The sequence below is a fragment of the Rhodococcus sp. NPDC055112 genome (assembly GCF_053607505.1).
The window spans coordinates 1-18,577 of sequence record NZ_JBSGTR010000053.1 but is presented as its reverse complement, the minus strand read 5'-3'; the positions used below and the strand labels follow the sequence as shown (position 1 = coordinate 18,577).

19 protein-coding genes are annotated in these 18,577 nt (G+C 69.4%); 13 read left to right on the top strand and 6 right to left on the bottom strand.

Annotated elements, in window-relative coordinates:
- The first annotated feature begins 35 nt into the window (after positions 1–35).
- The 6 genes from ACWFRB_RS20225 to yhjD are packed head-to-tail and all read left to right on the top strand — an operon-like array spanning position 36 to position 6,023.
- A complete protein-coding gene (locus ACWFRB_RS20225) occupies positions 36–839 on the top strand; it encodes an exodeoxyribonuclease III (protein WP_452643054.1) in 804 nt (267 codons plus the stop codon).
- 36 nt (positions 840–875) lie between these two features.
- Entirely contained in the window at positions 876–2,993 is a 2,118-nt protein-coding gene (locus ACWFRB_RS20220) for an MMPL family transporter (protein ID WP_452643053.1), read from the top strand.
- A complete protein-coding gene (locus ACWFRB_RS20215) occupies positions 2,983–3,378 on the top strand; it encodes a ribonuclease domain-containing protein (protein WP_452643052.1) in 396 nt (131 codons plus the stop codon). The genes ACWFRB_RS20220 and ACWFRB_RS20215 overlap by 11 nt, the downstream gene beginning before the upstream one ends.
- Positions 3,378–3,857 (top strand): barstar family protein, encoded by a 480-nt coding sequence (locus tag ACWFRB_RS20210; RefSeq protein WP_452643051.1) that lies wholly within the window; start codon positions 3,378–3,380, stop codon positions 3,855–3,857. The genes ACWFRB_RS20215 and ACWFRB_RS20210 overlap by 1 nt, the downstream gene beginning before the upstream one ends.
- Positions 3,858–3,899: 42 nt before the next feature.
- The gene (gene trpS, locus ACWFRB_RS20205) at positions 3,900–4,988 is read left to right on the top strand and encodes a tryptophan--tRNA ligase (protein ID WP_452643050.1); all 1,089 of its coding nucleotides are present in this window, start codon (positions 3,900–3,902) and stop codon (positions 4,986–4,988) included.
- A 6-nt stretch (positions 4,989–4,994) separates the two neighbouring features.
- The gene (gene yhjD / locus ACWFRB_RS20200; protein ID WP_452643049.1) at positions 4,995–6,023 is read left to right on the top strand and encodes an inner membrane protein YhjD; all 1,029 of its coding nucleotides are present in this window, start codon (positions 4,995–4,997) and stop codon (positions 6,021–6,023) included.
- Positions 6,024–6,041: 18 nt separating this feature from the next.
- On the opposite strand, the gene ACWFRB_RS20195 is transcribed toward yhjD, so the two are convergent.
- Positions 6,042–7,334: a D-alanyl-D-alanine carboxypeptidase family protein gene (locus tag ACWFRB_RS20195; protein WP_452643048.1), complete on the bottom strand. Its 1,293-nt coding sequence runs from the start codon at positions 7,332–7,334 to the stop codon at positions 6,042–6,044.
- A 113-nt stretch (positions 7,335–7,447) separates the two neighbouring features.
- On the opposite strand from ACWFRB_RS20195, the gene ACWFRB_RS20190 reads away from it, so the two are divergent.
- From ACWFRB_RS20190 to ACWFRB_RS20170, 5 genes are all read left to right on the top strand, one after another.
- Positions 7,448–7,753 carry a hypothetical protein gene (locus ACWFRB_RS20190; RefSeq protein ID WP_452643047.1) on the top strand — a complete coding sequence of 102 codons (306 nt, stop codon included), beginning with the start codon at positions 7,448–7,450 and terminating at the stop codon, positions 7,751–7,753.
- 91 nt (positions 7,754–7,844) lie between these two features.
- The gene (locus tag ACWFRB_RS20185) at positions 7,845–8,774 is read left to right on the top strand and encodes an ABC transporter ATP-binding protein (protein ID WP_452643046.1); all 930 of its coding nucleotides are present in this window, start codon (positions 7,845–7,847) and stop codon (positions 8,772–8,774) included.
- Positions 8,771–9,613 carry an ABC transporter permease gene (locus tag ACWFRB_RS20180; RefSeq protein WP_452643045.1) on the top strand — a complete coding sequence of 281 codons (843 nt, stop codon included), beginning with the start codon at positions 8,771–8,773 and terminating at the stop codon, positions 9,611–9,613. Before ACWFRB_RS20185 ends, ACWFRB_RS20180 begins: the two co-directional genes overlap by 4 nt.
- Positions 9,603–9,845: a helix-turn-helix transcriptional regulator gene (locus tag ACWFRB_RS20175; protein WP_136906897.1), complete on the top strand. Its 243-nt coding sequence runs from the start codon at positions 9,603–9,605 to the stop codon at positions 9,843–9,845. The genes ACWFRB_RS20180 and ACWFRB_RS20175 overlap by 11 nt, the downstream gene beginning before the upstream one ends.
- Positions 9,846–9,923: 78 nt before the next feature.
- Positions 9,924–10,670 (top strand): class I SAM-dependent methyltransferase, encoded by a 747-nt coding sequence (locus tag ACWFRB_RS20170; protein WP_452643044.1) that lies wholly within the window; start codon positions 9,924–9,926, stop codon positions 10,668–10,670.
- A gap of 14 nt (positions 10,671–10,684) precedes the next feature.
- Here ACWFRB_RS20170 and ACWFRB_RS20165 read toward each other — a convergent pair whose 3' ends face one another.
- The 5 genes from ACWFRB_RS20165 to iolC are packed head-to-tail and all read right to left on the bottom strand — an operon-like array spanning position 10,685 to position 16,464.
- A complete protein-coding gene (locus tag ACWFRB_RS20165) occupies positions 10,685–11,725 on the bottom strand; it encodes a Gfo/Idh/MocA family protein (RefSeq protein ID WP_452643043.1) in 1,041 nt (346 codons plus the stop codon).
- A gap of 16 nt (positions 11,726–11,741) precedes the next feature.
- Positions 11,742–12,647 (bottom strand): sugar phosphate isomerase/epimerase family protein, encoded by a 906-nt coding sequence (locus ACWFRB_RS20160; RefSeq protein WP_452643042.1) that lies wholly within the window; start codon positions 12,645–12,647, stop codon positions 11,742–11,744.
- Between the two features lie 34 nt (positions 12,648–12,681).
- Positions 12,682–14,598 (bottom strand): 3D-(3,5/4)-trihydroxycyclohexane-1,2-dione acylhydrolase (decyclizing), encoded by a 1,917-nt coding sequence (gene iolD, locus ACWFRB_RS20155; RefSeq protein WP_452643041.1) that lies wholly within the window; start codon positions 14,596–14,598, stop codon positions 12,682–12,684.
- Between the two features lie 2 nt (positions 14,599–14,600).
- On the bottom strand, positions 14,601–15,494 hold the full coding sequence (iolB, locus tag ACWFRB_RS20150) for a 5-deoxy-glucuronate isomerase (RefSeq protein WP_452643040.1): 894 nt from the start codon (positions 15,492–15,494) through the stop codon (positions 14,601–14,603).
- Positions 15,487–16,464 carry a 5-dehydro-2-deoxygluconokinase gene (gene iolC, locus ACWFRB_RS20145; protein ID WP_452643039.1) on the bottom strand — a complete coding sequence of 326 codons (978 nt, stop codon included), beginning with the start codon at positions 16,462–16,464 and terminating at the stop codon, positions 15,487–15,489. Before iolC ends, iolB begins: the two co-directional genes overlap by 8 nt.
- Before the next feature lie 179 nt (positions 16,465–16,643).
- Here iolC and ACWFRB_RS20140 point away from each other — a divergent pair, with 179 nt between their 5' ends.
- Both ACWFRB_RS20140 and ACWFRB_RS20135 read left to right on the top strand, forming a co-directional pair.
- Entirely contained in the window at positions 16,644–17,381 is a 738-nt protein-coding gene (locus ACWFRB_RS20140) for a GntR family transcriptional regulator (RefSeq protein ID WP_452643038.1), read from the top strand.
- 51 nt (positions 17,382–17,432) lie between these two features.
- Positions 17,433–18,548, top strand: a complete 1,116-nt coding sequence (locus tag ACWFRB_RS20135; RefSeq protein ID WP_452643037.1) for a CapA family protein — start codon at positions 17,433–17,435, stop codon at positions 18,546–18,548.
- Positions 18,549–18,577: the final 29 nt, after the last annotated feature.

Sequence of the window (18,577 nt, the reverse complement as noted above, 5' to 3'; positions counted from 1 at the left end):
GGCGCTGTCGGCCCGTTGGGCTACGGTTCCTACCCGTGCCGCACATCATCACCACCGTCAACGTCAACGGGATCCGCGCCGCAGCCAAGAAGGGCCTGCTGGAGTGGATCGAGGCCACCGAGGCGGATGTCATCTGCCTGCAGGAGACCCGCGCCGACGACAAGCAGCTGACCGCGACCCTGGCCGTCGCGCTCGAGGCAGGCTGGCATCTCGCCTCCGCGCAGCCGTCGGCCAAGGGCCGCAACGGGGTGGCGATCCTGTCGCGCAGGCCTGCGGACGCGGTGCGGATCGGGCACGGGGACGAGGAGTTCGTCGAGGCCGGGCGGTACATCGAGGCGGACTTCGACGACCTCACGGTGGCCAGCCTGTACCTCCCGTCCGGGGAGGTGGAGACCGAGCGGCAGGCGGAGAAGGAACGGTTCCTCGGATCCTTCGGACCGTATCTGGCGGCGACGGCAGCGGCGGCCGAGGAGGCGGACCGGCACGTGGTGGTGTGCGGGGACTGGAACATCGCGCACACCGAGTCGGACCTGAAGAACCACAAGGGAAACAAGAAGAACTCCGGCTTCCTGCCGAACGAACGCGAGTGGATGGGTTCGGTGTTCGGCGAGCTCGGCTGGGTGGACGTGATGCGCAGGCTGCACCCGGACCTGGAGGGGCCCTATACCTGGTGGTCCTACCGCGGCAAGGCGTTCGACAACGACTCGGGCTGGCGGATCGACTACCAGGTCTCGACGCCCGTGCTCGCCGGGCGGGCGAAGCAGGCCGTCGTGGAGCGGGCCCCGTCCTACGACCTGCGGTGGTCGGACCACGCGCCGGTCACCGTCCAGTATCGCTAGTCGGATTCCGTAGTCGGATACCGCTAGTCTTCCACCGTGACGCGGTGGACATCGTTCGTGCTGGGGCGCCGTTGGGCCGTGCTGACGGTCGTGGTCGGCGCCATGCTCCTCGGGGGCCTGTGGGGATCCGGCGTGCTGGACCGGCTCAGCCAGGGCGGTGACATCGACCCGTCCAGCGAGGCGGCGCTCGTCGACGAGCTGCTGGCCGACCATTTCGGGATCCGCAGCCCGGACATCATCGCGATCTACCGTGCCCCCGACGGCAAGACCGTCGACGACATCGGCCCCGCGGTGTCGGCCCGCCTCGCGCAGGTCGATCGGGGCCTGCTCGCGGAGCCGATCGAGGACTACTGGAGCGCGACCGGCCCGATCCGGTCGTTGCTGCGCAGCGGCGACGGATCCACGGCGCTGGCAGTGGTTTTCGTGGCGGGCAGCGAGAGCGAGCGGATCGAGTCGTTCACGGAACTCGAACCGCAGCTGTCCGTGCCGGGGGTGTCGACCGAGCTGTCCGGTTTCAGTGCGATCGCGGACGAGGTCAACAAGGAGTCCAAGCGCGACCTGGTGGTCGCGGAGATGGTCTCGCTGCCGGTCACCCTGCTGGTGCTGGTGCTGGTCTTCGGCGGGCTGGTCGGCGCGGCGATCCCGGTCGCGATCGGCGCGCTCTCGATGTTCGGTGCGCTGGCCGCGCTGCGCTTGCTGTCGATGTTCCTCGAGGTCAGCGTGTTCTCGGTGAACATCGCCTCGCTGCTCGGGCTCGGCATGGCGATCGACTACGGACTCTTCATCGTCAGCCGCTACCGCGAGGAGCTGGCGGCAGGGGCGGGCACCGACGAGGCGGTCACCAGGACGATGGCCTCCGCGGGCCGCACCGTCGCGTTCTCCGCGGTGCTGCTGCTGTGTGCGTTCGCGGGCACCCTGGTCTTCCCGCAGCAGATGCTCAAGTCGCTCGGGTTCGGCGCGATGGCCGCGGTCGCGCTGGCCGCGGTGCTCTCGTTGACGGCGCTGCCCGCGCTGCTCGCCATCCTTGGCCCGCGGATCGACGCGCTGACCTGGCGTCGCGGGGCATTCGAGCGGGGTGAGGCTCGCGCGCAACGCTTCTGGGGCGCGCTCGCGACCGCCGTGATGCGCAGGCCGGTCGTCATCGCCGTCACCATCGTGACCGTGCTGTTGCTGTTGACGCTGCCGCTGTTGGGGACTCGTTTCGGCGATGTGGACCACACCGCGCTGCCACCGGGCAACGAGACGCGCACGACGGTGGAGCAGCTCACCGCGCAGTTCCCGATCGCGAGCAGTGGCGCCACCGTCGTGATCCGCGGCGAGAACGGCGCGCCACCCGGTGACGCGGCGGTCACCGAGGTGATCGGGGCGGTCGGCGCGACCGACGGCGTCCAGCAGGCGATCACCCTGGGTACCGCCGACGGGATGGTCGCGGTCCGCGCGGTGCTGGACGACCCGGACCGGTCGGTCGCCGCGGTCGACACCGTTCGCAGGCTCGACGGGATCGAGGCGCCCGCGGGCACCGAGCTGCTGCTGGGCGGGATCACCGCGTTGTCGGTCGACAGCGTGAACTCGGTCCTGCACTATCTGCCGGTGATGATCGCGGTGATGGTGATCGCGACGCTGGTGCTGATGTTCTTCGCGTTCGGGTCGATCGTGCTGCCGATCAAGGCGGTGCTGATGGCCGCGTTGAGCCTTGGCGCGACCTTCGGCATTCTCACCTGGATCTTCTACGACGGGCACCTGACGGGCCTGCTCAACGTCACCCCTGGGCCGCTGATCTCGGGGATGGTCGTGCTGATCATCGCCATGGTCTTCGGCCTCTCCACCGACTACGAGGTTTTCCTGATCTCGCGGATGGTCGAGGCACGGCGGGACGGCGCGACCACCGAGGAGGCCGTGCGCATCGGCGCGGCCAAGACGGGGCGAGTGGTGACCGCGGCCGCGACCCTGTTGATCCTGGTGACCGGCGCCTTCACCCTCTCCGACCTGTCCGTGATGCGGTTCATCGGGGTCGGGATGATCGTCGCGCTGATCATCGACGCCACCGTGGTCCGGATGTTGCTGGTGCCCGCACTGGTGAAGCTGATGGGCGAGGCCAATTGGTGGGCGCCCGCGTCGATGGTCCGGCTGAGGGAGCGGGTCAATGTCCACTAGATCCCGCGGGGTGATCGCGGCGGCGGTACTGGTGCTCGTCGCGATCGTGGCGGCACTGCTGCTGACAACCGGCGAGGACAAACCCGGCTCGTCCGCGCCGCCCGGGGTGCCCGCGGCCGCCGTCGCGACCCTGCGGGCGATCGACGAGGGCACCTGGCCGGACTCGGCGGGGGCGCCGGGAACCAAGGGCGGTGACCGCTTCGGCAACAGGGAGCGGCAACTGCCCACCGCGGACGCGTCGGGCCGCGCCGTCAGTTATCGCGAGTGGGACGTGAACCCGAAGCAGCGCGGAAAACCGAGGGACGCGCAGCGCATCGTCACCGGTAGTGACGGCTCGGCCTGGTACACCGGTGATCACTACACGACGTTTGTGAGGATGCGCTGATGACAACGGTGGACGGATTCATCACCGGCGGGACCGGTCCCGTGGCAGGCATGCTGACCGGATCCGCGCCGGTCGGCGACACCCTCGCCTACGCGCTGTCCGAGCGTGGCTACACGGTGCGGGTGGTGCGCGCCGCGAAGATGCGGACGACGGACGCCCTGTTCGACGAGTTCGCCGCGGCCCTGCAGTTCCCGTACTACTTCGGTGCCAACAAGGACGCGTTCGACGAGTGCCTGCGCGATGCCGACGACTGGTTGGGCGAGTCGCCAGGACTGGTGCTGCTGGTCCGCGACGCGGGGGACCTGCTCGCCGACGAGCCAGGGGAGTTGGGCTGGTTCGTCGATGCCCTCGAGGACGGCGCGAGGGACAGGGCCGACGGTCTGCTGCGGGTGATCCTGCAGGCGGATCGACCGTCGGCGAGCGCGTTGGCCCGCCGCTGGACGTCGGCGGGCGGGGAGCTCGCGTGGGTGGAGCCCTGATCGAATTCCAGGTGGGCGACCGGGCATGAAAGGATCGGGGCCATGTCGAGTTCCGCATCGTCGCCGTCCGCACCGTCATCGGACATCGCCCCGGTGAACACCGCCCCCGCCGCGCCAGGCACCGCCGCCCGGCAGCGGGTGCTCTCGGGCATCCAGCCCACCGCCGACTCGTTCCACCTCGGCAACTTTCTCGGGGCACTGCAGCAGTGGGTGCCCCTGCAGGACGAGTTCGACGCCTTCTACTTCATCCCCGACCTGCACGCGATCACGGTGCCGCAGGAGCCCAAGGAGCTGCGGCGCCGCACGAAGATCGCGGTCGCCCAGCTGCTCGCGGTCGGCATCGACCCGGAGCGGTCGACGCTGTTCGTGCAGAGCCAGGTGCCCGAGCACGCGCAGCTCGCGTGGGTGCTGAACTGCATCACCGGCTTCGGCGAGGCCAGCCGGATGACGCAGTTCAAGGACAAGTCCGCCAAGCAGGGCACCGAGTCCGCGACGGTGGGTCTGTTCACGTATCCGGTGCTGATGGCCGCCGACATCCTGCTGTACCGCCCGCAGCGGGTCCCGGTGGGCGAGGACCAGCGCCAGCACCTGGAGATGGCGCGTGACCTGGCGCAGCGGTTCAACACCCGGTTCGGCAAGGCCTTCGTGATCCCCGAGGCGCAGATGATCAAGGGCACCTCCAAGATCTACGACCTGCAGGACCCCACGTCGAAGATGAGCAAGTCGGCGGCGTCGGCCGCCGGGCTGATCAACCTGCTCGACGACCCGAAGGTGTCGGCGAAGAAGATCAAGTCGGCCGTCACCGACAACGAGCGCGAGATCCGCTTCGACAGGGAGAACAAGCCGGGCGTGAGCAACCTGCTGACCATTCAGTCCGCGCTGTCCGGCACGAGCGTCGAGGACCTGGAAAAGGGCTACGAGGGCAAGGGCTACGGCGATCTGAAGTCCGATACGGCCGAGGTGCTCGTGGAGTTCGTGACTCCGCTGCGCGCGAAGGTCGACGCGTACATGGCCGACCCGGCCGAGCTGGACCGCATCCTCGAGGCGGGCGCGCAGCGGGCGCGCGAGGTGTCCGAGCGGACTCTGGCGACGGTCTATGACAAGGTGGGGTTCCTGCCATACAAGGGGTGATCCGCGGTGCCGGACGTCAAAGCGCTTCTCGAGCGTCTCCGTGCGGCGCGGCCGTGGCTTGATCACCTGATCCGTGCGGGCGGGCGGTACCAGGCGCAGAAGGGCGACTACTTCGCGGCCGGGATCACCTATTTCAGCGTGTTCGCGCTGTTCCCGCTGCTGATGGTTGCCTTCGCGGCCACCGGTTTCATCCTGGTCGGACATCCCGAGCTGCTCACGTCGATCCACGACGCCGTCAGCAAGGCGATGCCGGGCAACCTGGGCGATCAGATCAACCAGCTGATCGATGCCGCGATCGCCGCGCGCACCACGGTGGGTGTCATCGGTCTGATCGTCGCCGCGTACTCGGGCCTTGGTTGGATGGCGAACCTGCGCGAGGCGCTCAGCGCGATGTGGGACCAGCGTCATCCCACATCGGGGTTCCTGCGGACCAAGCTGAAGGATCTCGCGAAGCTGGTGGGTCTCGTACTCGCCCTGATCGTTTCGGTTGGTCTGTCCATGATCGGTGAGGGCAGCACCACCGGGCGGGTGCTGGAATGGCTCGGCATCGACGACATCGGCTGGGTGGGGACCCTGGTGCGGCTCCTGTCGAGCCTGCTCGCGGTGGTGGCGACGTGGGCACTGTTCGTCTGGGTCATCGCCCGGTTGCCCCGCGAGCCGATCACCCTCCGCAGCGCGGCGAAGGCGGCGCTGTTCGCGGCAGTGGGGTTCGAGGTCTTCAAGCGGCTGGGCGTGATCTACCTGAGGGCGGTCACCAACGGGCCGGCGGGCTCCACCTTCGGCCCGATCATCGGCCTCCTGGTGTTCATCTACTTCACCGCGCGGTTGGTGCTCTTCTCCACCGCATGGGCGGCGACCGCACACGAGAACGAGGTGAAGGCGTTTGTGCCGCCGCCGGATCCGGCGATCATCGAGGTGAAGGAGGCGCCGGCGAGGGGGCCGACGATGTCCGAGGCGCTCGCCCTGGTCGGGGTGGGCGCGGCGGCCGCGGTCGGACTCGGCGGATTGATGCGCAGGCGTCGGCACCGCGACTGACGTTCGGTTGCCTGCCGGTCAGCGGCGGCGTCGGAGCCGCGCGGCCGCCACGAGCAGCATGCCGACGATCGCCGAACCGACCACCGCGACAGCGGTTCTCGACACCCCTGGAGCGGAGTCCGCGGGCGGCGCCGCGGCGATCGGACCTCCGGTCGGCCCGGCGGGGGGTGCGGCCAGGGTCACCGGTGCCGCCGTCGGCGCCTCGGCCGAGTCGGCAAGGGTGCCGACCGATTCCGATGCCGGGAGCGCGAAGCCGTAGTCGAGGATCCGGGCGGCCTGTTCCCACGGGCGAATCGGTTTGACGTCAGCCGCCATCAGGGTGACCACGAGCGTTCGGCCGTTGCGCTCGGCGGCACCGACGAAGGTCTGCCGGGCGTCGTCGGTGTACCCGGTCTTGCCACCGAGTGCGCCGTCGTAGTTGTAGAGCAGCTTGTTGTCGTTGGCGAGGGTGAATCCGGGGTGGTCCTTGTCCTCCGGGTCGGTGGGGTCCTTCGGGAAGCCCGGGAACGGTACCGACTCGGTATGGATGAAATCGGCGAAGGTCTTGTCCCGCATGGCCTCACGGAAGATGACCGCGAGATCGTAGGCGGAGGTGGACATTCCGGGCCCGTCCAGGCCGGACGGGGTGGCGGTGCGGGTGTCGAGGGCGCCGAGCGAGCGGGCCAGCTCGTTCATCTTCTCGACGGTGCGCTCGTCGCCACCGAGCTGCGCGGCGAGCGCGTGCGCGGCATCGTTGCCCGACGCCATCACCAGTCCCTGCATGAGCTGGCGGTTGGTGTACCGGCCGTCCTTGCCGAGGCCGACCGCGCTGCCCTCGGCGTTCGCGTCGTCGGCGTTGGCGGTGACGGTGGTGTCGAGGTCGAGTTCACGCAGGGCGAGGATCGCGAGGAGCACCTTGATGGTGCTCGCGGGGCGGTAGCGACCGTGTGGGTCCTTGGCCGCGATCACGGCGCCCGTGTCGAGGTCGGCGAGCACCCATCCGGTCGCGGAGATCTCGGCGGGCAGGCCGGGTGCTCCGTCGGGGGCGATGGCGCCGCACTCGCCGAGGCGAGCACCGCCGACCGGACGGGAGGGGACGGGCAGCGCGGCGGGCGCGGTCTGCCCGGGCGCGGGCACCTCGGAGAGGTCGATGGCCTGCGGCGGGGAATTGCGCTGCGGGCAGTTGTCGGTGTTCGGGGTGGTGAACGGCGTGGTTGTGGTTGTGCTCGAGTCCGGCGGCGCGGGGAAGGGCTGCGCGATCGCCGGCGCGCCGACCAGGGCGATCGAGGCGACGGCGGCCAGTGCGGTCAGGGCTCGTGCGGGCGCGTTCATCGAGGATGCAGGGTATTCGACCCGGTGCTCGGGCTCCAAGTTTCCACACCGGCCCGTGACCGAATCGGGTCGAGACCGGCCCTGCCTGCCGTGGTCGTGCTCGAATGAGCGTCATGACCACGAACCGGCACCGGGTGCGCATCGACGGGGACATTCTGCTGACGCTCGACAACGACATCGTCACCATCGCGACACCCAGATTCGCTCCGGGGATCTTCTTCGTGCACGCGGAGCTGCTGGAGGTGCACGTCGTCCCCAGGGGAGCGGACTGGAAGGTGCAGCTCAAGACCACGGGGGTGAGCGTGCCGTTCCAGGTGTTGCCGTTCACGGTGCCTGCCGCGCAGATCCCGGCCTTCACCGCCTTCGTCGACCGCGCGAAGGAGGCGAGGGAGCGGTCGCTCCGGGACGAAGCCTCCTAAACGCATTCGACACCGTGGTGTTGGAGTATTGCTGCCTTGGAATGTAGTAGATATGCTACAAATCATCGAAAGTTGATGACAGGGAGGGTTCATGGCTTCGGACAATGGGGTTGTTCTCGATGTCGACACGCTGCGAATGCAGTACGACACGAACGAAGTTCTGCGTGACGTGACATTCCAGGCACGGCGCGGCGAGGTGCTCGTCATGCTCGGACCCAACGGGGCGGGCAAGACCACCACCATCGAGATCCTGGAGGGCTTCCGTGGGCGCTCGGCGGGCCGCGTCGTGGTCCTGGGTGTCGACCCCGAACAGGGCGACGAACAGTGGCGCGCTCGGATCGGCGTCGTGCTGCAGTCCTGGCGCGATCACGCCAAGTGGAGGGTGCGTGAACTGCTCGCCCATCTCGGCGCGTACTACCGCCCCTATTCCACCGACCGGGTCCAACGCCCGTGGGACACCGACGAACTCATCGAGCTGGTCGGCCTCACCGAGCAGGCCGACGCCAAGATCTCCACGCTGTCCGGTGGTCAACGGCGCAGGCTGGACGTGGCGATCGGCGTCGTCGGCAGACCCGAGCTGCTGTTCATGGACGAGCCGACCGCGGGCTTCGACCCGGCGGCGCGCCGCGACTTCCACGATCTGGTGCACCGGCTGGCCGACCTCGAGGACACCACCGTGCTGCTGACCACGCACGACCTCGACGAAGCCGAGATCCTGGCCGACCGGATCCTGATCCTGGCGGGCGGCCGGATCATCGCCGACGGCTCGCCCGACGAGCTGTCCCGATCGATCGCCGGGGAAGCCCAGGTGAGCTGGACCGTCGACGACCAGCGCTTCGTTCACACGACCACCGAGTCGACCAAGTTCGTGCACGAGCTGTTCAAGCAGCACGGCGAGGCCATCGGCGACCTCGAGGTGCGCCGCGCCTCGCTGGAAGACACCTATTTGACCCTGGTCCGGCGCGCCGAGTCCGGCGAAGTGACCGAGTCCGTCCACACCCTTGCGGAGGTCGCCCGATGAACACCACTGCCATCCGTGCCGGTCTCGCCCGCGGCGGAATCGAACTGCGGCAGCTGTACACCAACGGCCCCGACCTGATCGGCCAGTTCCTCACGCCCGCAATCTCGCTCGCCGTCTTGTTCTTGCTGCGTGGCCGGATGTACGGCGACAGCGGGCTGTCCGTCGCCGAGCTGGCCGTGCCGGGTCTGCTCGGCAGCATCATCGCGTTCAACGGCATGTACGCGCTGCTCAACGTGCTGGTTCTGGACCGTGAGGACGGCACGCTGTTGCGCGCCAAGGCGGTGCCGAAGGGCATGGTCGGCTACATCGTCGGCAAGATCGTGGCCGCAGCCGGATCGGTGATCGTGCAGGTGGTTGTCGTGCTCGGGGTGGGCATGGTGATCATCGGGGGCTCCTCGCTGTCCGGGCCGGGCGCGGTCGCGACCTTCGTGTGGGTGGTGGCACTTGGGCTGCTGGCCGTGCTGCCATTCGGCGCGATCCTGGGCAGCGTGCTCGACACGCGGACGGCCTTTCTGCTGACGATGCCGCTGATGGGATTGATCGCCATCTCGGGCATCTTCTACCCGATCACGGCGTTGCCCGGCTGGCTGCAGGCCGTCGGCCAGTCCTTCCCGATGTACTGGCTCGGGCTCGGCATGCGCTCGGCGCTGCTGCCCGACGAGGCGGTCGCAATCGAGATCGGCCAGTCCTGGCGGCACCTCGAGACCGCGGCGGTGCTTGGCGTTTGGGCCGTCGCAGGCCTGTTGATCGCGCCGGTAGTGTTGCGACGCATGGCGCGGCACGAATCGGGATCGAGCATGGCGGAGCGGCGGGACAAGGCGATGCAGCGTGCCTTCTGAGGTCATCTACAACCGCATCGCGATGCTCCGCGCCGAGCGGGGCATCTCGCGTCGGGAACTGGCCGAGGCGCTGGGGGTCCACTATCAGACCGTGGGCTACCTCGAACGCGGCGAGTACAGCCCCAGCCTGCACCTGGCGTTGCGGATAGCGGCGTACTTCGAGGTGGCGGTGGAGGTCGTGTTCTCCACCGAGCCCTTTCCCCGGCTGGGGTCGGGAAGCGAGACCGCCTGATCATCCCAACATATGGTTATCGTGTCTTAGATAATGGACTCGACTGTGTTGGGATGTAGGCAACAGGGAGGGGCTGTTGTGGAGTTGCTGGAGTGGGACGCCCGAACGTACGACGCGCTGCCGCTGCCGCACAAGCGGTGGGGCGCGGCCGCGATCGCGCGGCTGGAGCTGGGTGGCAGCGAGACCGTGCTCGATCTCGGCTGTGGGACGGGGCGGGACGCCGAACGGCTGCTCGGATTGCTCCCGGGGGGCCGGGTCATCGCCGTGGACGGCTCCGCGCAGATGTTGCGCGAGCTGCACACCCGGCTGGCATCACAGCTGGACAGGATCGACGTCCTTCATGCGGACGTCCGCGAACCGATGGTCCTGCCACGACCGGCGGATGCGGCGCTGAGCGTGGCCACCCTGCACTGGCTGCCGGACCACGCCGCGGTATTTCGCAATGTCGCCGCCGTGCTGCGGCCAGGTGGGAGGTTCGTCGCCGAGGCGGGAGGCGCAGGCAACCTCGCGGCGTTCCGCACTGCTCTGCGAGCAGTGAGCGGCGCCGACGGCAGCGAGATCTGGAACTTCGCCGGTGCCGCCGAAACGACCGATCGCTTACGGGACGCGGGATTCACCGACATCGACGTCCGCCTGGTCGAAGATCCGGCGAGCCTCGAGCGCGGCGAGCAACTGGAAGCGTTCATCGGCACCGTGGTGCTCGGCGCCCAGCTGCGCGACCTACCCGACGACGAACGCAGGCCGTTCGTACACGCCGTTGCCGAACGGCTGCCCGAGCCGGTCATCGATTACGTTCGGCTGCAGATCAGCGCGCTTCGCGGCTGATCTCGCGACGATCCTCACAGGTCGCCGACGGTCGAGCGGGGCACCATGTCCACCTCGATCCGGTCCCAGGTCTCCAGCGATCGGATCCCTGCCGTGCACACCGCGGCGGCGGCATACCCGTCCCAGGAGCCAGGGCCGTCGACGCAGTCGCCGGATCCGCCGCCCGCCCGCACGGCGTCCACCCAATGCTGGACCTCGCTGTCGTAGGCCTGCCCGAACCGCTCTCGGAATCCGGGCGTGATCTGGCCGCCCCACCTGCCGGGGTCGGTTCGCCGCACCAGCCCGACATCGAGGCCGATCATGGCGCTGCCACGCTCGCCGACGACCTCGGTCCGCACCTCGTAGCCGACGCCGCTCGTGACGAAGGCTTCGATGTCCACCATCCGGCCGGTCTCGGTCTCGAGGATCACCAGCTGCGGATCCTGAAGTCCTTCCGCGGCATGGGAGCTCGGAGTCGGCCGTAGCACCGTGATCGCCATGATCTCCTCGCCCAACAGGTATCGCGTCGCGTCGATCTCGTGCACCACCGAGTTCCAGATCACCGCCGCGCTGTCACACTGCGGCGGCACCGCCGGGTTCCGATGGACGCAGTGCATCACGAGGGGCTGGCCGAGCTCGCCCGTATCGATCAGGGACTTGAGCCGCTGGTGCTCGTGGTCGAACCGGCGCATGAACCCGACCTGCACGAGCCGCCGACCGAGTTCCGCTTCCCGCCTGGCGATCTCGAGTGCACCCTCGGCATCGGTGGCCAACGGCTTCTCGCACAGCACCGGCTTGCCCGCGTTCACGCAGGCGAGTGCCTGCTCGGCATGCACGGCACTCGGCGTGGCGAGCAGGACCGCGTCCACGTCCTCGACGGCGATGGCCTCGATCGGATCGGTCACCAACTGCGCATCCGGTGCGTTCGCCCCGACCTCCGCGGCCCGTTCCGCGGAGGCGTCGCTGATCACCGTGACCCGCGCCCCGCTGATCCGCCTGTTGATCCGGTCCACGTGATCGGCCCCCATGACGCCGACGCCCAGCACGGCCACCCGCAGGTCCTCGGTACCAGACATGGTGTGCTCCTCCTGATCAGCCGAACCGGAGAGCCGGGACACCGCATCCCGACAGGTACTTCTGGGTGCGTGCGGCGATGGGTAGCGGCACGTCGCCCGCGCACGGATACAGATCTTGCTCGACGATCGCGAACAGGTCCACGCCCAGCTTCTCCACCGCGGCGAGCAGCGGGGGCAGTTCGGGGACGCCGCGCGGCGGTTCGACCATCACCCCGAGCATGACGGCCTCGCCGAACGTCAGGTCCTGCTCGTCGGCCTTGGCGACGATGGCCGGATCGACCTGCTTGAGATGCAGGTAGCCGATGCGGTCCGGGTAGTCGCCGATGATGGCGAGGTTGTCGCCGCCGCAATAGCTGATGTGTCCGGTGTCCAGGCACAGGTTCACGAACCCCGGATCGGTGTCCTCGAGAAACCGGACCACCTCGTCCTGCCTGCCGACGTGACTGTCGGCATGGGGGTGGTAGCGCAGCGCCACCCCGAACTCCTCGAACATCGCCCGGCCGAGCCGGTCGACCCCGGACGTCTTGGCGCGCCACTGCTCCGGGGTGAGGCGGCTGTCCTCGCGCACGGTCCCGGTCGCGGGGTCGCGCCACATCTCGGGTATCACCACCACCTGGCGGCCACCCGCTCCTGCGGTCAGCGCGGCCACCCGGCGGACCGCCTCCCACACCGAATCCCAGGAACCCGGTTGGTGCAGTCGCTCGAAGACGGTGCCTGCGGACAGCCCTAGGTCGCGGGCGCCCAGCTCGTCGCGGAGGCGCTGCGGGTCGGTGGGCAGATACCCGAAGGGGCCCAGCTCGATCCACCGGTAGCCGGCCGCGGACACCTCGTCGAGGAACCGCCCGTACGGCACCTGTCGCGGGTCCGTGCCGAACCACACACCCCAGGAGACGGGCGCCGATCCGACGCGGATCACGCTCATCGTGGCTCCTCTCCAACCGCTCGGTGCGGCTATCTCAGCTCTCGGATGGGCGCAGGTGGTGCCGTTGGGCCCGCTTGCGGGATTCGTACCCCTCGCGGGCCTGACGGGCCGACGGCAGGGTCGAGACCTCGGAAACCGGTACATCCCACCAGGACCCGCTGTCCGGCCCGGAGGCCAGCGGGTCTGTCTCGACGTACAGCACCGTGCTGTGCGCGCTCGCCTTTGCGCTCTTGACGGCATCGGTGAACTCGCTCGCGGTGCGGGCCGAGATGACGTCGACGCCGAGACTGGCGGCGTTCGCGGCGAGGTCGACCGGCAGCGGGCCGCCGCCGAGTCGGCCGTCCGGCGACCGGTACCGGTATCGGGTGCCGAAGCGCTGCGAGCCAACCGATTCCGAGAGCGATCCGATCGAGGCGAACCCGTGGTTGTCGACCAGTACGACGATCACCTTGATCCCTTCCTGGACCGCCGTCACCAGTTCGGTGGCCATCATCAGATACGAACCGTCGCCGACCATCACGAACACATCGCGCCCGGGGCTGGCCATCGCGACGCCGAGACCGCCCGCCACCTCGTAGCCCATGCAGGAATAGCCGTACTCCACGTGATAGCCGGCGCGGTCGCGCACCCGCCACAGCTTGTGCAGGTCACCCGGGAGCGAGCCCGCCGCGCACACGACCACGTCCATGGGGTCCGAGAGCGTGTTCACCAGCCCGATCACCTCGGTCTGGGTGAGGCCCGCGCCCGTGGATCGGCAGGCCGCATCGACGGCGGCATCCCAGATCGTCACCAATTCGCTTGCCCGCATCCGGTATTCCTGCGGCACCCGGTGATCGTGCAGTTCCGCGGTGAGGGCATCGAGCGCCTCCCTTGCGTCCGCGATCACGCTCACCCCGGACAGCTTGGCGGTGTCCGCGGAGGCGACGTTGATGTTGACGAACCGCACGCCCGGATCAGCGAACGCGGACCGGGAGGCGGTGGTGAAGTCGGTGTACCGGGTGCCGATCCCGATCACCACGTCGGCCGCGGCGGCGAGCTCGTTCGCGGCGGTGGTCCCGGTGACGCCGACCGCACCGACGGACTGCGGGTGCTCCGACGCCAGCGCACCCTTGCCGGACTGGGTCACCGCCACCGGGACCCCGGTGAGCTCGGCGAACCGGGCCAGTGACTCGGACGCGTCCGAGTAGAGGACGCCGCCACCGGCGACGATCAGCGGTCGGCGTCCCGCACGGATCACCTCGACCGCGCGCGCCAGCGCGGCGGGCTGCGGCAACGGGCGACCGACGTGCCAGACCCGCTCCGCGAAAAGCGATTCGGGCCAGTCGTGCGCCTGGGTCTGCACGTCCTGCGGGATCGCCACGGTCACCGCGCCGGTCTCGACCGGATCGGTGAGGACCCGCATTGCGCCGAGCAGGGCCGCGGGCAGTTGCTCGGGCCGCCACACCCGGTCGAAGTACCGCGACACCGGCCGGAAGGCGTCGTTCACCGTGACGTCGCCGCTCGCGGGCAGCTCCAGCTCCTGCAGGACCGGCGCGCCGACCCGGGTGGCAAAGGTGTCGGCGGGCAGCAGCAGCACCGGCAGGTGGTTGATGGTGGCGAGCGCGGCGCCGGTGATCATGTTCGTCGCACCCGGTCCGACGCTCGTCGTCACCGCCCAGGTCTGCAGCCGGCCGCGCGCCCGGGCGTAGGCGGCGGCGGTGTGCACCATCGCCTGTTCGTTGCGCCCGAGCACGTACGGCATCAGGTCCGGGTTCTCGAGCTCGGCCTCCAGCAGCGCCTGCCCGAAGCCGGCGACGTTGCCGTGACCGAAGATCCCGAGAAAGCCCGCGAACAGCCGGGCGCGGTCGCCGTCGCGCTCGGTGAACTGGTTCGCCAGGAACCGCACGGCGGCCTGTGCGACGGAGAGTCGCACCGTCGCTTCGGTGTCCGGTACGCCCTGTCGCTGTGCCACGCTCACGCTCCTGTGGTCCTGGGGAGGGGCAGCCGCGGGTCGACATCCTGGCGTAGCCAGGACCGCCTGATCCAGGCGTGGGCGGGATCGTCGACGATCCGCCAGGACCGCCCGGTGCCGGTCCCGGACATCACGTTCAGGTAGTACATGTCGTAGCCGGGCGCGGCCACGGACGGCCCGTGGTAGCCGTGCGGCACCAGCACGGCGTCCCCGGTGCGTACCTCGGCCAGTACGTCGATCGGTCGCTCGGGGGTGCCGTACACCCGGTGGAACCCGAATCCGCGCCGGTCGAGATCCACCGACCGACCGCCGGTCTCGCCGAACTCGAAGTAGTAGATCTCCTCGAGCGCGGACTCGTCTGCGGTCTCCTCGTCGTGCTTGTGGCTGGGGTACGAGGACCAGTTGCCCGCCGGGGTGATCACCTCGCAGGCGAGGATCGAATCGGCGGCGAAGGTATCGGCCATCGCGAAGTTGTGGACCTGACGACTGCAGTGCCCGGCGCCGCGCAGCTCGATCGGGACCGCGGCGGCCGCGACGTGGCGGAACGGGAGTTCGGTCGCCGCCCGGGCGCCGCACAGGGCGAAACGACCGCCGTCCACGCTGCCCACGGCGTACGCACGTCCCCGCCCGACGTAGCCGAAATCGCTCGGCCCGTCGAACACCGATCGCCGACCGGCAAGGGCGATCTCGCGGCCCTCGCACCCCACCGAGGCGGACCCGGACAGCGGCAGCACGATGATCTCGTCGTCGCCGGAGTCGAGGTCGACCCGCCCGCCCGGCGGCAGCTCGAGGATCCACAGGCTCGACGCGCTCCAGCCCGCCGACGTCGGCGTGATGGCCAGCGCGAACGGGCCGTCGGCTGCGGTGCCCGCGGGGAGGTGGTTCGCGTCAGGCATCGACGGCCCCCACGGCAGACTGCTCGGCGAGGGTCGCGACCTCGTCCGAGGTCGGCATCGCGGTGGAGCATTCCAGGCGCGAGGCGACGATGGCGCCCGCCGCGTTGGCATGACGAATCGTCTTCTCCAGCGGCCAGCCTGCGAGCAGGCCGCGGCAGAGGCTGCCGCCGAAGCCGTCACCCGCGCCGAGCCCGTTGACCACCTCGACCGTGACGGGCGGGACTGTCACCGTCTCGTCCCGCGTTCTGGCGAGCACGCCTGCAGGCCCGCGCTTGACGACCGCGAGTTCGACGCCGAGGTCGAGCAACGCGTCGGCCGCCAGGTGTGGATCGCGCTCGCCGACCGCGATCTCGCACTCCTCGAGATTTCCCACCGCCACGCTGACATGTTGCAGAGCCTGCTGCGCCACGGCGGTGGCGGCCGCGGGGGAGTCCCAGAACATCGCCCGGTAGTCGAGGTCGAGCACCGTGTGCCGAGCGCGGCCGCGCGCCCGCCACGCGGCGAAATGAGCATCGCGGCTTGGCTGTTCGGACAGACCGGTCAGGGTGGACCAGTACAGCGCGGCGGACCGGACGGCCGCGGTGTCGATCTCGTCCGCGCGCAACTGCAGGTCCGGTGCGGTGGGGCGGCGGTAGAAGTAGAGCGGGAACCGGTCGGGAGGGAAGATCTCGCAGAACGTGATCGGTGTCGGGTACTCCTGATCCGTGCGGACGTACCGGTTGTCGACGCCGAGGCGGGCGAGTTCCGCGCGCACGAACGCGCCGAACGGATCGCTGCCGACGCCGGAGATCAGGGCGCTGCGGAGGCCGAGCCGGGCCGCCGCGACGGCCACGTTTGCCGCGCTGCCACCCAGGAACTTGCCGAAGAGCTGAGCGTCCTCGAGGCCGACACCGGTCTGCATCGGGTAGAGATCGACGCCGCATCGCCCGATGGCGAGCACGTCGAACAGTCGATTTCCCGTGTTTGCCAAGAGGGACTCCCGACGTTGATGGAGACTGATCTCTGATGCAAACTCTGCGCCACTCCGCGGGGAAATGTCAACCATTTGTCCTAACATTCTAACTTTAGGTCGACTGGTGTTAATCTTCGCCTCAGCCTGCCTTTCGGTGGCCGCACGGGCGCGGTCGCCGTCGATGATCGGAGCCGAGAGTGGCTGCACCGCTTGCCGTTGAACTCGACCGGTCGAGTCCGGTGCCGCTGTACTTCCAGCTGGCACAGGCGATCGAGGGCGCCATTCTCGGCGGTGACCTGGGGCCGGGGGACCGGTTCGAGAACGAGCTCGATCTCGCGAAGCGGCTGAACCTGTCCCGGCCCACCGCCAGGCGCGCCATCGCGGAACTGGTCGACAAGGGACTGCTGGTGCGCAAGCGCGGCGTCGGAACCCAGGTGGTGCAGGGCCCGGTACACCGGCCCATCGAGCTGACCAGCCTCTTCGACGACCTCGCCAAGGCAGGCCAGAACCCGACCACCACGCTGCTCGAGTACCGGGTCGGCGCGCCGACCGAGGACGTCGCGCGGGAGCTGAACCTGCTCGGCCAGGAGGAGGTCACGACCATCCGCCGGCTGCGGCTGAGCAACGGCGAGCCGCTCGCGCTGATGACCAACCATCTGCCCGCGGCCCTCGCACCAGGCCCCGAGGAACTGGAGACGCACGGGCTGTACCAGTCGCTGCGCACCAGGGGGGTGCACATCCGCCTCGCGCGACAACGGATCGGGGCCAAGGCCGCCGACCGGGGCGAGGCCGTCCTGCTCGGCGAGAAGATCAGGGCGCCGTTGTTGACGATGAACCGCACCGCCTTCGACGACGAGGGCCGGGTGGTGGAGTTCGGCAGCCACGTCTACCGCGCGACCATGTACCACTTCGACATGACCGTGGTCGACCGGTAGCCGCCCTCCGCGGTGGTCAGGGGTGACTACCGTGGACCAGGGTGACGACGAATGGCCGAGACGATCACGCTGTTCCTCGCCGGGGACGTGATGACCGGCAGGGGAGTGGACCAGATCCTGCCCCACCCAGGGTCACCGGCGCTGCGGGAGCGTTGCGCGCGCGACGCGCGCGAGTACGTCTCGCTGGCCGAGCGCGTGAACGGCACGATCGCCGCTCCTGTCGACTGGCACTGGCCATGGGGGGAGACGCTGAAGGTCCTCGAGGAGTCCCGGCCGGACCTTCGGGTGATCAACCTGGAGACCGCCGTCACCACATCCGATGACTATGCGCCCAAGGGGATCAACTATCGGATGCACCCGTCGAATGTCGGCGTGCTCACCGCCGCCGACATCGATATCTGCGTCCTGGCGAACAACCACATCCTGGACTTCGGCATCCGCGGTCTCGAGGAAACACTGCGCACGCTTCGGCGCGCGGGTGTCCGGCCCGCGGGCGCGGGCCGGACGGCCCGGCAGGCGTGGGCCCCGGCGGCGGTTCACGCCGCAGCGGGCCGCGCGCTGATCTGGTCGATGGGCGCCGAGTCCGCCGGCGTCTCACCCCGGGACGCTGCGACGAGCGGCCGCCCGGGTCTGGCGTTGCTCGCGGACCTGTCGAACAGCAGCGCCGACGCGGTGCTCAACCGGATGCTGCGGGCGCGCCGGGAGGGCGACCTCCTGGTGGCTTCCGTCCATTGGGGATCGAACTGGGGTTTCGGGGTGCCAGGAGCGCAGGCCCGGTTCGCGCACCGGCTGGTCGACGGCGGCGTCGACATCGTCCACGGACATTCGTCGCACCACCCGCGCCCCGTCGAGATCTACCGAGGTAGGCCGATCCTGTACGGGTGCGGCGACCTGATCAACGACTACGAGGGGATCGGCGGATACGAACGGTTCCGCGACGACCTCAGACCGCTGTACCTGGTCACCCTCGATGCCAGGACGCACGAGCTGAGCGAGCTCCGGATCGTCCCCATGCAATCTCGGCGTATGCGGCTGCGCCGTGCCTCGGCCGCCGACACCGAATGGCTACGCGGGGTCCTCGACGGACTCGGTCGCGATTTCGGAACCCGGGTGGACCGGGGCCTCGGTGGCGACCTGCTCGCCCGACCGGATCGGGGGAGGGAATGACAAGAGGCGCGGTTCCCGTTGCCGGGAAC

Bases quoted from the DNA above. Each gene is read 5' to 3' on its own strand.
- ACWFRB_RS20215 (WP_452643052.1), top strand. From the start codon at position 2,983: ATGTCCACTAGATCCCGCGGGGTGATCGCGGCGGCGGTACTGGTGCTC.
- ACWFRB_RS20210 (WP_452643051.1), top strand. From the start codon at position 3,378: ATGACAACGGTGGACGGATTCATCACCGGCGGGACCGGTCCCGTGGCA.
- trpS (WP_452643050.1), top strand. From the start codon at position 3,900: ATGTCGAGTTCCGCATCGTCGCCGTCCGCACCGTCATCGGACATCGCC.
- ACWFRB_RS20195 (WP_452643048.1), bottom strand. From the start codon at position 7,334: ATGAACGCGCCCGCACGAGCCCTGACCGCACTGGCCGCCGTCGCCTCG.
- ACWFRB_RS20190 (WP_452643047.1), top strand. From the start codon at position 7,448: ATGACCACGAACCGGCACCGGGTGCGCATCGACGGGGACATTCTGCTG.
- ACWFRB_RS20185 (WP_452643046.1), top strand. From the start codon at position 7,845: ATGGCTTCGGACAATGGGGTTGTTCTCGATGTCGACACGCTGCGAATG.
- ACWFRB_RS20180 (WP_452643045.1), top strand. From the start codon at position 8,771: ATGAACACCACTGCCATCCGTGCCGGTCTCGCCCGCGGCGGAATCGAA.
- ACWFRB_RS20165 (WP_452643043.1), bottom strand. From the start codon at position 11,725: ATGTCTGGTACCGAGGACCTGCGGGTGGCCGTGCTGGGCGTCGGCGTC.
- ACWFRB_RS20160 (WP_452643042.1), bottom strand. From the start codon at position 12,647: ATGAGCGTGATCCGCGTCGGATCGGCGCCCGTCTCCTGGGGTGTGTGG.
- iolB (WP_452643040.1), bottom strand. From the start codon at position 15,494: ATGCCTGACGCGAACCACCTCCCCGCGGGCACCGCAGCCGACGGCCCG.
- ACWFRB_RS20135 (WP_452643037.1), top strand. From the start codon at position 17,433: ATGGCCGAGACGATCACGCTGTTCCTCGCCGGGGACGTGATGACCGGC.